Origin of the sequence: Paraburkholderia sediminicola (genome assembly GCF_046026855.1) — a bacterium.
GTDB lineage: Bacteria > Pseudomonadota > Gammaproteobacteria > Burkholderiales > Burkholderiaceae > Paraburkholderia > Paraburkholderia sediminicola_A.
Genome location: NZ_JAQQET010000016.1, coordinates 110,102 through 122,150, shown reverse-complemented (window position 1 = coordinate 122,150; position 12,049 = coordinate 110,102). Strand labels below are relative to the sequence as shown.

The 12,049-nt window shown below is 55.5% G+C and carries 16 protein-coding genes; 2 read left to right on the top strand and 14 right to left on the bottom strand.

The window, feature by feature from the left end; translation table 11 throughout:
- Nucleotides 1-15 precede the first annotated feature (15 nt).
- Entirely contained in the window at nucleotides 16-669 is a 654-nt protein-coding gene (locus PQR40_RS19385; protein ID WP_408509647.1) for a hypothetical protein, read from the top strand.
- Between the two features lie 105 nt (nucleotides 670-774).
- On the opposite strand, the gene PQR40_RS19380 is transcribed toward PQR40_RS19385, so the two are convergent.
- The 7 genes from PQR40_RS19380 to PQR40_RS19350 form a co-directional block, all read right to left on the bottom strand.
- The gene (locus PQR40_RS19380) at nucleotides 775-1,530 is read right to left on the bottom strand and encodes a class I SAM-dependent methyltransferase (RefSeq protein WP_408509694.1); all 756 of its coding nucleotides are present in this window, start codon (nucleotides 1,528-1,530) and stop codon (nucleotides 775-777) included.
- A gap of 505 nt (nucleotides 1,531-2,035) precedes the next feature.
- Complete coding sequence (locus PQR40_RS19375) at nucleotides 2,036-2,782, bottom strand: gp53-like domain-containing protein (protein ID WP_408509646.1); 747 nt, start codon at nucleotides 2,780-2,782, stop codon at nucleotides 2,036-2,038.
- Between the two features lie 63 nt (nucleotides 2,783-2,845).
- Nucleotides 2,846-3,568 carry a DUF2612 domain-containing protein gene (locus PQR40_RS19370; RefSeq protein WP_408509645.1) on the bottom strand — a complete coding sequence of 241 codons (723 nt, stop codon included), beginning with the start codon at nucleotides 3,566-3,568 and terminating at the stop codon, nucleotides 2,846-2,848.
- Nucleotides 3,561-4,352, bottom strand: coding sequence for a GIY-YIG nuclease family protein (locus tag PQR40_RS19365; protein ID WP_408509644.1), 792 nt, complete (start codon nucleotides 4,350-4,352; stop codon nucleotides 3,561-3,563). Before PQR40_RS19365 ends, PQR40_RS19370 begins: the two co-directional genes overlap by 8 nt.
- A gap of 49 nt (nucleotides 4,353-4,401) precedes the next feature.
- Complete coding sequence (locus PQR40_RS19360; protein WP_408509643.1) at nucleotides 4,402-5,838, bottom strand: baseplate J/gp47 family protein; 1,437 nt, start codon at nucleotides 5,836-5,838, stop codon at nucleotides 4,402-4,404.
- Nucleotides 5,838-6,191, bottom strand: coding sequence for a contractile injection system sheath initiator (locus PQR40_RS19355; RefSeq protein ID WP_408509642.1), 354 nt, complete (start codon nucleotides 6,189-6,191; stop codon nucleotides 5,838-5,840). The genes PQR40_RS19360 and PQR40_RS19355 overlap by 1 nt, the downstream gene beginning before the upstream one ends.
- 2 nt (nucleotides 6,192-6,193) lie before the next feature.
- Nucleotides 6,194-6,937: a Gp138 family membrane-puncturing spike protein gene (locus PQR40_RS19350; protein ID WP_408509641.1), complete on the bottom strand. Its 744-nt coding sequence runs from the start codon at nucleotides 6,935-6,937 to the stop codon at nucleotides 6,194-6,196.
- A 10-nt stretch (nucleotides 6,938-6,947) separates the two neighbouring features.
- Here PQR40_RS19350 and PQR40_RS19345 point away from each other — a divergent pair, with 10 nt between their 5' ends.
- Nucleotides 6,948-7,382 (top strand): hypothetical protein, encoded by a 435-nt coding sequence (locus tag PQR40_RS19345; RefSeq protein ID WP_408509640.1) that lies wholly within the window; start codon nucleotides 6,948-6,950, stop codon nucleotides 7,380-7,382.
- Here PQR40_RS19345 and PQR40_RS19340 read toward each other — a convergent pair.
- The 7 genes from PQR40_RS19340 to PQR40_RS19310 all read right to left on the bottom strand — a co-directional run bounded on the left by PQR40_RS19340 (nucleotide 7,379) and on the right by PQR40_RS19310 (nucleotide 12,041).
- Entirely contained in the window at nucleotides 7,379-8,335 is a 957-nt protein-coding gene (locus PQR40_RS19340; RefSeq protein WP_408509639.1) for a phage protein, read from the bottom strand. The two genes, PQR40_RS19345 and PQR40_RS19340, sit on opposite strands and share 4 nt — an antisense overlap.
- On the bottom strand, nucleotides 8,332-8,646 hold the full coding sequence (locus tag PQR40_RS19335; RefSeq protein WP_408509638.1) for a phage baseplate plug family protein: 315 nt from the start codon (nucleotides 8,644-8,646) through the stop codon (nucleotides 8,332-8,334). Before PQR40_RS19335 ends, PQR40_RS19340 begins: the two co-directional genes overlap by 4 nt.
- Nucleotides 8,643-9,356: a phage baseplate protein gene (locus PQR40_RS19330; RefSeq protein WP_408509637.1), complete on the bottom strand. Its 714-nt coding sequence runs from the start codon at nucleotides 9,354-9,356 to the stop codon at nucleotides 8,643-8,645. Before PQR40_RS19330 ends, PQR40_RS19335 begins: the two co-directional genes overlap by 4 nt.
- The gene (locus PQR40_RS19325; protein ID WP_408509636.1) at nucleotides 9,353-11,011 is read right to left on the bottom strand and encodes a hypothetical protein; all 1,659 of its coding nucleotides are present in this window, start codon (nucleotides 11,009-11,011) and stop codon (nucleotides 9,353-9,355) included. Before PQR40_RS19325 ends, PQR40_RS19330 begins: the two co-directional genes overlap by 4 nt.
- Entirely contained in the window at nucleotides 11,008-11,145 is a 138-nt protein-coding gene (locus PQR40_RS19320; protein WP_408509693.1) for a DUF6889 family protein, read from the bottom strand. Before PQR40_RS19320 ends, PQR40_RS19325 begins: the two co-directional genes overlap by 4 nt.
- Nucleotides 11,146-11,216: 71 nt before the next feature.
- The gene (locus PQR40_RS19315) at nucleotides 11,217-11,597 is read right to left on the bottom strand and encodes a phage tail assembly chaperone (RefSeq protein WP_408509635.1); all 381 of its coding nucleotides are present in this window, start codon (nucleotides 11,595-11,597) and stop codon (nucleotides 11,217-11,219) included.
- A 3-nt stretch (nucleotides 11,598-11,600) separates the two neighbouring features.
- A complete protein-coding gene (locus tag PQR40_RS19310; protein WP_408509634.1) occupies nucleotides 11,601-12,041 on the bottom strand; it encodes a tail tube family protein in 441 nt (146 codons plus the stop codon).
- Between the last annotated feature and the right edge of the window lie 8 nt (nucleotides 12,042-12,049).

Sequence of the window (12,049 nt, the reverse complement as noted above, 5' to 3'; positions counted from 1 at the left end):
ACGGCGGCTGTCGCTATGACTCTGGGTTGTGCGGCAGCATCTGCTCATGCCGATAGCGTCTCCGACTACATCCATTTCGAGGCCGGCGTCGGATTCGGCGTAGCCAGTGATATTGGCGACGGCACATGGATTCAGCAGGGATCGCCCGACAATCACGTCAAATTGACGTTTCCAGCGTTTCTGGCTGGCGCGACTGGCCCGATCTGGTCGAGCGGTAGATGGGACGTTCGCTGGCATCTGGCCTATACCTACCTCGGCGAGCAGCGCGCCTCAGTGATGGGCGTTCCGGATGACCAATACAACCCGAACACTCACCAGATCGTCGGCTACGCAGGAGAGCGCTACAGTCCGTTCAACGGACATGGGCACGTGCAGGGTATTCCGCTCACGCTTGACGTAGGCTACACCTATAGCGGCTGGCGTTTAGGTGCCGAGGCCGGAGCATGGATCTACTGGCAGACCTGGCATGAATCGGTCTACGACCTGGCTGGTCACTGGGATAATCTTTCGCACAAAACCGTCGCGCAGGTCGGTTACGTGGTCGGTGCGAGCATCGAACGCGGGCCACTCTCTCTGTCCTATCGTTACTACCAGGTCAGCCAGCGATGGAATCCATTTCCCGGACTGGTGACTGGCTCCCACGTCCTTATGGCGCGATACCGGTTTTGATACAATGCAGACCGGGTGTTGGCGGCAGGTCTATTCTGCCGCCCCCGACCCAAAGCCATCGCACACCAATGGTATGCGATGGCTTTCCCATTTAGACGTCACGCTTTATGCGCGCCCCAAAACGACATGAAATTCATTGGACCCGTAAAAAGGAGGGCTGCTTCGAACGACCTCAACATCAAGCATGCCTATTTCCTTGATCTCGCAAATGGCAGCCAAGAATGATTCGTACTCGAATACCCAGCAATGGCAATCGTGGTGGCTACCATTGTTAAATGCATCAGTGGCGAGATGCATTGCCAATTCTTTTGTGTAGTAATGCTCAAGACGATCAGGATAAACAGTGCCTTTCCAGCATTCTCCAGTATCTGCGCGCACCGCCTTGCTGAACCCCTCGTAAACTTGACTGAACGAGGGCGATGAACGTTTTTCCAGGTGCGCCTGGACAATCTCGCCAACCGTGCTAAGTGGCCGAATATAGTCGAAAGTGTACCGACGATCAGGAACCGCGAGAATAATCCTGCCATCAGGCTTTATGATGTCAAGCAGAGCCACAAGCCATCCGATCATATTTGGAACATGCTCTATGACATGAGACGCCACTACGTAATCAAATTCGATCCCAAGAAAAACGTCCTTTGAGATTTTTGTTGTTACGAAGTCTATTTCTGGAATAAAATCAATTGATACATTGGGATCAGCCGACGACTTTTCTCTGAGCGTTTCCCTGTCGGCATAATCGCAATAGTATATTTTCCGACCAGCAACCCTTTTCACGAGGGGCTTGTCTAGGGGGCCAATTTCAAGACCGCAACCTGCTGATATGTCGGCATATGACAGAAGTCTTTCAGATCGATTCATGTTCACGAGGTAGGCGTCCGGCATATAAAGACGGATCACATATTACCCGACCGAAACTTTCCGAGCATGATTTTTTGTGCCATTTTATGTCCCCGAGGGGAAGGCTGGGCGAGCAGGGAGTGGCTGAGTCGGATCGCCAGACGTAGCGCCCACAATCGTGCGTAGCGCTTTCCGATAAACACTCCACGCAGCAGGCACCGCGACTGTATTCTCATAACAGCGCAAAATGGTCTTGTCGGACTCTACCAGAGCCGCCAAGGCGCTGGCCTGATACGATGCCCATGCTTGCGCTGCGGTTGGCGCTGGAGGGCCGCCCCAAGAAGGCCCTCCCGACGTCCCGGCAACCCTCACCTGACCAGATGGAGGATTGCTACATCCAAACTCCTGAAATACGGCATCACTCACCTCGACCGCATCCGCTGGCCACGTGTCCGCAGACTGATATTCCGCCTCCAGATCGCCATCAAAAAATGCATTCTGCGCTGCAGAGTAAAATTTCGTCATCTCAATACCCCACTATCAAGCCAGAAATCGCACAAGGACCGCTGGCCGTAACGCCATCAATATTCACGTTTTGGCCAGATGTGGTCGGTGATTGCGCCGCGATTCTCTGCGCGCCCACACTACTGAATTCGTTGTCCGGCGTATAGGAATAGGACAAAACAGCATTCGGGAATGTGATTGGAAAGGCGGCGCTGATGGTTGCTTGTCCGCTTCCATTTGCGGTTGCGGTTATGTTGCGAACCCACTGAAGAATGAATATCCGCGTCACGCCGCCAGAGATGACTGGAATCTTTAAGTATCCGCTGCTTGCTAGGCTGGCGGCCAACTGCCCCAGGTTGACCGCCTGATTTGCGACCGTGGCAGCCGTTGTAGCCAGGGCCAATGGGGATGTCGTGTTCGTCGCCTGGCCGAACTGGACGGCATGCGTGCTTGCGGTGGCGGGGGCGACGCTGAATGTTTTGGTCGAGTCACCATTGACCGCAGCAGAAGATAACTCAAGGTTGGCCAGCAACGTTGCGGTCGTACCGTCGTCTATCGCGGGTGATCCTGTGCGAGCGACGATGAACTGTGCAAGCACGGCACTCATGATGCTCGACTGACGCCAGACCTTATTCAGATCTGCGGAGTTAGCGATACCCGATTGAAATCCGCCCTGGGTAAGGGTCGTATTCGCAGCGTAGGCTGTCTGTGAGGTAACGTTCGCGCTGCCGCCTACGGCGAACGCAAGAAAATCGTTTTCAGTGGGCATCGAAGTTCCAGAAAGCAAAAAACCGCCATAGGGCGGTTTCTATTTGCGAATGCGTTGGCTACTTCAACCGAGCGTTGATTCGCCCAGGATGAACGTGAAGCCAAGCAATTGGGATGGGGATCGGTTTAGAGTCGCCCAGCAGCCGACATCAAAGCCGGAAATGGACGGGTTCTCGGCATCGAAGCCGAATAGCGGCACACCTGGAAGCGTCGGTAGGTAATAGCCGGTAATGCCGACCCCAGCAGGTCTCAGGCTGAGATAGCCGCCAGTGAATAGGGCATATGTGATGGCATCCGGAGTGGGCCCAAGTAGCGCCACCGTCATGGTCATATCCTGATTATCCTGAATCAGGATCGAATACCCGAGCGGGGCAAAGATGGTATTCCATGCGGTGTATGCACCCGGCACAGTCCCGTCCCAGCTATTAGCCGCGATGGTGGCGTACAACAGAATGCGGTACTGCGCATCTGGGAGCGCGACGAGGCCACTCGTAGGATCGAACGGCCCAAGCCACGTCCCTTGATCAAACCCCAGGCCGGCCGTATCAAAACTGAAATAGACGTCAGTCAGTGGTAGATCGAGATTGCGTGAAGCGCCGACCCACAGACCAATAGCGTCGAGTTGCGAGCCAACCGCGTCGTCAATGTCGTACAGCCCCGGGATCGACGCCAGCATGTTCTGCCGATCGACTGCCCACTGAGCCAACAACGACACCATCGCCATGAAACGTGGACGTTGGTTATGCTCGGATGTTATTAGGTTAGTGTAGGTCGTGATATCAATCATCTTTCACCTTATCCACTGAAACCCCTTTCCGTGCCGCCCATACTCGCTTCATTGCCTCTGACTTCTTGGCCAATGTCTCAGTAGAATGTCGCCTCCCAACATGGGCCAAACGATTCTTCTCTATAGCCTCTGGCGTATGCTTTCTGCCGATGGAGGCTGCGCGGAATTTCTCCAATTCAGAGGGATTCTGCATTCGGCGCTTGGCGGCTTCGCTCAACTTCCGCCGATGCTCTTCCGTCATGACGCGCCCCTTGTGTGCTGCACCTATGGCTTTGCTTCTTGCCATATTTGTTTCTGGGCTCATTACGACCAGAGCCCGAGCAGCTTTAAGGTTCTCGCGATGCTTTTCTGAGAATGGAATTCCCTTTTTAGCGGCGCTAAGCTTTGCTCTATGCTCAACGGATAACGGCACGCCAAGCTGTCTCAGGCGCGTCATTTCGCCAACTCGCTGCCTAACTTCCTTTGGAAGATCGATAACGCCATCGCCTCCCGCGGTCAGATTCGTCAGCGGACCGTTAGGATATCGGCCGATCTTTGCAATCAACTCGATTTCCAATGCACGCGCTTCCATGTCGGTCAGGCCTTCGTGAAGTTTCACACGCGGCACAGAGACCCCGCGATCTTTAATCTCGCAGATGATGTTGTCTTTATGCGAGCGTCCGCGCTTGGCCCATCTTTCATGATGAGTCCAGCGCGCACCCTTTCCTTTTCCGATATAGAACGGCGTGATGCCATCCTCTCGGTATAGGGCATAGACGTAAAAGATTTTTAGTTCGGCTTCCATATTAATAATTATGCCGAAGTTGGGGACGCAATGAAATAAGAATCATCCATCACGTCACCAGATTTACGTCACCAACAACGCATTGCGCGCCTTCATTGAATGCGAGAGTCAGATCGCCATTAACCAGAACCTGCGCGCCAGCGTTGATCGTTTTGCCAGCAGCAATCGCGGGTGTGAACGTCGCGGCGTTTCCGGTGATGTTCGTTATGACCGCGGTCAGTTGCGAGCCATCCGTCTGGTTGACGATGATCGATTTGCCGTTTGCAAGACTTGCCACGTTGGCGATATTGATAACGTTCGCGCCAGCAGTGTATGGGCCACCCGTCACCAGCATGTCGGAACGCCCCTGATACAGGTTCGTCACTGGCAGGTTATAGGTGTTGCTCAACGTGTCGAGCTGGGCCTGCGTGAGACCCGAACTGGATGTTGCTGCATCGCCAGAAAGGTTCGCCGGCCCAAACAGTTTGCCGAGCAGAGAATCCTGTCCGATGGCAAAGCCCGACAGATACGCCACAACAGCATTGACGATTAGCGCGCCGGTCGTAGATACATATCCAGTCAACGGGACGATGGTGATCTGCGTCAGGATGCCGATTTCGGTCAGATCAAACAACTTGATAGTGATCGGCACGCCAGACGGGTCGAATACGGTCTCGTCGGTCGTGCCGTAAGTCCCGGTCCCAGGAGATTTCTTCGCGGCTATAGCCTGGGCGATCGTAACAATATCGCCAGCCTCAACCACTACGGCAATCGAATGGTCTGGAATGCCGTTGCTATCCGTCACCGAAGTGTCGTTCTGATAGATCGCATTACGGCCGATGCCAGGCGTGTTGGCAACATTAGAAATGATCGCCTGCAGCGGCGTTTGCGCTGACAGAGAGGTCGATATAGCCTGACGCTGGCGAAGCGCGGCATCGCTTTCGACAGGAGCGCCGGGCACTGCAGCAGCGGGATTCGATACAGTCTGCCAGCCGCGCGTCGGCGTATTGATCTGGTTGATCGCGCCGGCAATGGCGGTTATCGTGCCAGGGACCATGGCAGTCGCGGTAACTGCAATCGTGCCGCTTATCGGGATCGTCACCGATGCGGGAAGCATCCACAGGTTGCTGTTCTGGTCAGCGACCACGCCATTGTTGATAGGCGTTCCGGCCTGGCCGCCGATGTCGACGACTGCCGTGCTGTTGCTCGATACATCGCGTCGGATGCCGTTGATCTTGACCTGGCTCGAGAGTGCGGCGCCTTGGGCAAACGTCGGAGAGTAGCCGTTATATGTGGTGACGTCGGCCTGGTTACCGTCGTTGACCATCTGAGCCAGCACTGCAAGCCACTGTCCGTCCTGAGAATCTGGATCGATATAGATGTCGGATCCATAGATGCTCTGAAAACTGGCGGTGAGGCTCGAAAGAATATCGTTGTACGAGGGCGCGCTGATCCCCGTCGACGAGATCGTGCACGCCAACGTCGCAAGCGGAAAAGTTGTCGCCATCAGAGAGCCTGGGTGATAGTGGTCTGGCCGAATTGCGTGTTGACTGTCGCGGCGACCGTAAAGGTACGCGTGGACGACTCGAAATTACTGGCGTAGTCGACAATCTCAGTTACGCCCTGCGTCTCGAGAATGACCGTTTGCACCGCGAGATCGCGGGTTGATTCCGTGCCAGTTCCAAGGATTTGCGTGTTGTATGGCGTTCCTGCTGTCTGATCGAGAAACCACTCTCCCTGAATCAGTTTGAGACGGGTGAGGATGGCTTGGGCAACTGCAGAAGGTGAATCGATTAGAAAATTGGCACCGTTCTGGCCAAACGTGTAATCACCGTTGGCGTCGAGAGTTCGATAGCGCATGCTCAATCCGGGGGCGTGGTAATTGCGGTCGCACCTTGCGCCGTATGTGTATGGGTGCTATCTATCGACTTGCTGTTTGAAGTAAGCGAACCGAAGAAGTTGATGACGCCGGTAATAGTCGCGGCGACACCGCTTGCGGTGCTGCCAGCCATTCCAGCAAGCCAGGTCAGCAGTCCCCGAATCGTCACCGCGCCAGTGAACAGATTCGTCGGAGCATCCACTTCGAATCCGCCTGGAGCGACGATCTTGACCTTCTGGCTAGTCGGGTTCAGATCGATATACGTTGTTGCATCGTTGCTGCGGAGCTGCACGCTGTTCGTGCTTATGCTGCCGATCTTTGTTGCCTGCGAGAATGGCCCGGGCAGCGCAAATCCGTCTGACAGATCGTGCATCCGAAACTCGGATTGAACCTGCACGCCGCCCGCCGAATACCATGCATCGATGCATCGAGATGCGAACACGACAAGGCATTCGTCGTCTTGTGCGATGGGAAAAGTCAGCGTGCATCCACCGCCGCGCGGGAACACGACCGGGCAGTCCAACAGGAGGGGAAGCGCCACCCATTGCATCGAGCCATCGGAGGCTCTGACCTGGGCCTTGATCGACGGCTGCACGACGCACGTCACGGCGCCAGCATTGAAACTCTCTATAATCCCCGGCAGCGCGGTCCAGACCTGTGCTTGATGGCCACCCAATACCTGCCGAAGCGCTTCCTGAGCATCATTAACGCGTTCTAATTGGAGCATGAGGTATCAGATGAAAACAATCGCTTGTGTGGTCGTTCTTTTGATGTGCATTGCACCCGTATTCGGGCAGCACCAGATATTCACGATGCCCGGACAAAGCACCAGGTCGGAGCCCAGACAACCGACAGCCAAAGGCATCAGCCCGGTCGATGATGGCGCGATCGTTTGTCCATCACTGGACGAGGCGAACTGGCTATTCAGGGAGATCGGACGAGCGAGGGTTGCTCGAAGCTATATGCCAGAGCAGGCGCGGCAACTGACGAAATTAAAAGACGGATACGATCCGTGGGCAGAACCCAAGCCATCCGACTATCAATGCCGGCTTGTTCCGACAGGAACGCCAGTGAATGTCAAATGGCAAGGTGGAATCCCTGTCGTGTCCGGGAAAATGAGTGATGGTCGGCCATTTTCAGGCGTCACACTGCCGAACATGATTGATCGCTAACCGGATGCTGCGACCGACTGACTCTGGTTGCTTGCCGACACATCGACCGCGAGGCATATCATGTCGACATACCAGTCCCGTCCGCGGCTATCACCGCTGAACTCGGCTGTCATCGCCCTGTAAAATCCCGCGGCAGTAACGACCGTCGCAATTGCGGCGTTATAGGTCAAGCCTTGTTGCTGAGTCGTTATCTGGTTGATATCGGATTGCGCTATCTGCACCAGGCAGCCAATGCGGATAAGTGGATTGAGGAGGGCGCGCACCCTAACACCGTCCTGCGTAGCCTCTGGAACGCCAATCAGTCCAGTAGTTGAGGACAATACGACAGCCTCGCCGGGGCGATATCCGGTGATAGGAACAAGCACAAACTGGCCATTCTGGATCGACCAGCGAAAGCCATATTTATTCGACCAGTCTCTCGCATAGTCGCGGCTCATCCCGAACATCACCTTGCCGCGGGAGAGTGCCTGAGCAGTTCCTGCCACAGAGCCCGCAATCAATCCGCCAGCATCGCTGGCTAATTTTACGGGAGGCGTTCCGTTTGATGATGCCGCTCCAGTGATCGCGCTAATGACTTGCTGCGGTGTCTGACCGGCTGATAGCGACTGACTGATGACTGAGAAATTGAACCAGTCATCGCCGTCGGCACCCCATATATCCACATAGGAGTCGACATTCCGCTCTCGCCCGGTTGCCGTCTGTTTGATCGACCCCTGAAATATAATGCCGAAATTTCCAGCTTCGTATCCCGCCTGAAGCGTAATTGTATTGAACTCGGTCCCAATCTTCGCGACCGTCTGCGGCGAAAGATTGTAGACCCTCACATACAGCGTGTTGGGCGTCTGGGCGTCCGAGTTCGTTGTTCTGAATGTGAACCTAAACTGCGACAGGTCAAGCCCTTGCGTACCAGTCGAGACGATCAGGCTCGCCTTGCGTCCGAACTGGTTACTCATGGGTTTGTTATCGCGTATAAATGGCTAGTCTGACCCAGCGTCGCAAACGTCGGCACCACGTCGGGTGCATTATCGGTCTGCGCAACCAGGGCGAAGCCGAATGACAGATAGCCATATTGTTCGAGCAGGTCCGCTCCGGTCACCATCGGGATTCCCGACAGGATCGGGTTACCGCTGGCATCAGCGATGTCGATCATCCACGATGCATTGGGAGCGTTCCAGCCTACCGTGAAGCCGTATGTCGTGCCGGCGAGCGCGATGGTGAACGTCTGCGGCTCGGGTGACAGCGGTATTTCGTAGTGAGTCGTCATACCTGCTGGCCCGATGAATTGAACTGCGGCAGCGCAGTGGTATTGATGTTGGGCGACGGTAGCGGATATTTCACGCCGTTATTTACGGTCGCCCCGTTCTGCTCTGGATTAGCCATGTTCGACGAGTCTGGAACCGTCACAGTCTGCGTTTGCGCCATCAGGATCTGCCGACATCCAATGCGGATGATCAGGCTGTTCTCTGTCTTTGCATCTGTTGTGGTCGCCAATGACTTGACGAGCATGTTCCGGTAGATCCGTTTACCGGTATAGATCGTGAACAGCGTCCTATTTTCCTGCATCGCGAGCAACTGCTGATAAGCAGCCTGGGACGGTGAACCAGAGCCGTTGCTGGCGAACATGTCGACAATTCCGCCAATGGTCCGCGCTGCGCCGATGATGGTTTGCAGCGCAGAACTCGCGTTTGCTGCGGCACCGATGATCTGATTAGCCAATCCGGAGTTATTGGGACTATCCGACCAGCCGGCCGTGACGATCAATTCTGACGGGCGTTTGAACGCGTGATCTGAAATAGCAGTTCCCTGTTCTACGGGATGGTCTGTTATCTCGAGATCGTCTGTATGGACCTCTTCGATTGTTGCATCCGGGACGAACAAATTACCAGATCCATCATCAAAGCCACGCTGAGGTTTTTGGGTTAGCAGTTGAATCAGTATCTGGCCTGCTGCAACCGCGTTTCCCAATACGCTCATCTAAATGCTCCAGCGAAGTTTCTTACAAGGTCGCCATTGACACGGCTTTGCTCGCCGCCGATTGCTCTAGCCGTCCCCTGCGGATCTGATGATCCGGGAATGTGGAACGTGTTCTGCTGGTGGATATTGATGCTCGGAGACGAACTACCGCCAGCACCAAGACGCGCGCCACTCATTGAGTTGACATTGCCAAGGGCGCGGCCGTTTTCATGCTGAAAGATCGCGTTAGCAACGCCGCCTAGTTGATCGCCGTTCAGTTTTGCATCCGCGGAGATACCCAACTTCTTGGCGACAGCATCGACATAGGCTGAAGTATTATTCTCACCGGGTGGCGCCCAACGGTTGATGATGGACCTAACCGTGTTATACCCCTTGGCAACGTAGCCTTCGAGCAGTTTGATTGCGGCCTTGATTCCATCCTCCATTGACTGGAACACAGCAAATCGGCCATCTGAACCTGTCGCTCCCATCTGCCTGGCGAAACCGCCGTAGACGATGTTTCCGGGATTGTTGTTGCGGATGCCGCGGGGTGCGTTGCGCGCCGGAAGTTCTATGATTTGACCAAATTGCTCATCAGGGTGCGATGATGGAGTATCGATCGTTGGTGCGCCCGATCGCCTTTTAGCCAGGTAATCATCCTCGCCCTGATTCAGTCCTTCGCTGTGAAACATCAGAGCAACAGGCCCAATAACCTTCAGCAGTCCTGCGATAGCGCCACCCGCAGCCACGGCACCGAGATGCGCCACCGCAGCCACCAAATTGAGGATGCCGGTTACCAGGGGCGCCAACTGAATTGCAGCCAATGCAATAAGGACGCCTTTCAGGCCGCCGATCGCGTGATAGACGCTGGCAATGTCGTCGCCAACCTTCTTCCAGTTGACGCTCTGAATCCAGTTCGCGAGGCTTTGCACAGCATCAGCGATGCCTTGAGCGACTTCGCCTGCATGGTTCTCTGCGAACTGCTCAAACTCATCTACCAGCGGCGCCAGTACCGGCGCAAGCTTGGACTCAATGACGATCCACAGATCGGCAAATGTGTCCTTGACAGACCGGACCGAATTGTTGAAATCGACTCCGGCCTTCGCCGCCTGATTGGGGTCGATTCCGAACGCCGCGAGATTGCTTCGATACTGCTGTTCCGCAGCAAGCCGCTTGTCCTGACCCTGATCGAGCATCAGCAGGGTATCGGGGTCGATGCCGAACAACTGCGCATATGCAGCCGCCACGTATGGCTGCATCATCCTCGCTTTCGCGATGAAACTATCGAACTTCTCTGCCGGGTCTTTCCCGGTGACGCCGAGCGAATTTAGCAGGCTACTGGAGCCAGGATTTAGGCGCAGCGTGCGCGCAAAGTTCTCGAGTGCGCCTTGCGCCTGGTCTGCAGTCAGACCGATCTGGCCAGCTGCATAACGCAAGGCCATGATGTTGCCGACCGTCGCACCCGTGCGCTGCGAGGCATAGTAAAGATTCTCCATTTGATTGGAGATAATCTTCACCCCGGCAACAATGCCGGTAGCAGCAGCAGCGACCTCGAGGCCAACTGTCTTGACGGACTTGGTAACTGCCTCGACCGAAGTCGTGAATTTCTTCATCGACACTTCATCGATGGTAAATCCAAGACTAACGAGGAACTCCCGGAGCACGTTATCGCTCATCTATCCCGCTCCGCTTGCTGTCTGAGTATTTCTTCGTTGGCCGCGCGCACGGCAATAGCATCGTTAAGGATCGCCAAATCCTCAAGGCACAGCGTCCCATCTATCAGGGATTCGTACTTGCACAGGCCTTCCATGACCGGCTGAAGCAGCCAGTCCTCACCGTCAGGCAGCGAGAGCAACGAGACGTTTTGCGATTGGCTCGCGCTTATGCCGCTGCCGCGCCTGGAAAAAAACCGCCCAGATTCTCCTGGATGACTTTTATGGCGAGTTGGATCATCTGGCCCATGTCGATGTCTTCGAACATGAGGCCGCTGCGCGTCATGACTGGCGCGGGATGGCCGCTCGGTTGGATCCGGTGACAAACGCCTAGACATGCGTCCAGCACATAGTCGACGTCTTCATCGGACATGCCGGAAAGAGCATCAGAGAGAGGCCCCAGGAAGGCAGCAAATCCCTCGCCCCTGTCGGGGGCGCCGCCCATACCAGCGAGCAACGGAGCAAGCCGGCGCGCAACGTGAAACTGTTTGCGCGCGTCGATGCGGCCAATTCGGTACTGATGGCCGCCCACTTCAACGGTATCGTTCATCGCTTACACCGCTGCCAGAGCAGCATCCATGATGCCGATGTCGAATACCCACTCGATCGTCCCCGCTTCCATTGCATAGGCGTTGTTCGGGAACTTGGAGAATGCAACCTGCTGGCAGGAATACTGCTCGCCGCGGACGATGTCCGAGCCCGCCATCACGTTTTGCCCCCAGTTCGCCGAAGAGATGCGCTGGAAGTTGTACATGGCCGATAGTTTGCCATTGGTCGTTGAGGTCTTAAGCAGCCTCACCGTCGCCTTGCCACCCTTGCTGGGATTCAGGCTGTGCATCGGCTCGCCACCTGCACCAATGACCATCGTATTGGCGTTTTCGACAAATTCGAAGGTCACACCCTCCTTGGCATCGCCTGCGCCATTGCCCAGCGTTATCGAGCCGCCCGGCCCCGTGAGGGTGAGCGCGAAATTCTGAAACGAGTACGTACTCATAATCGCTC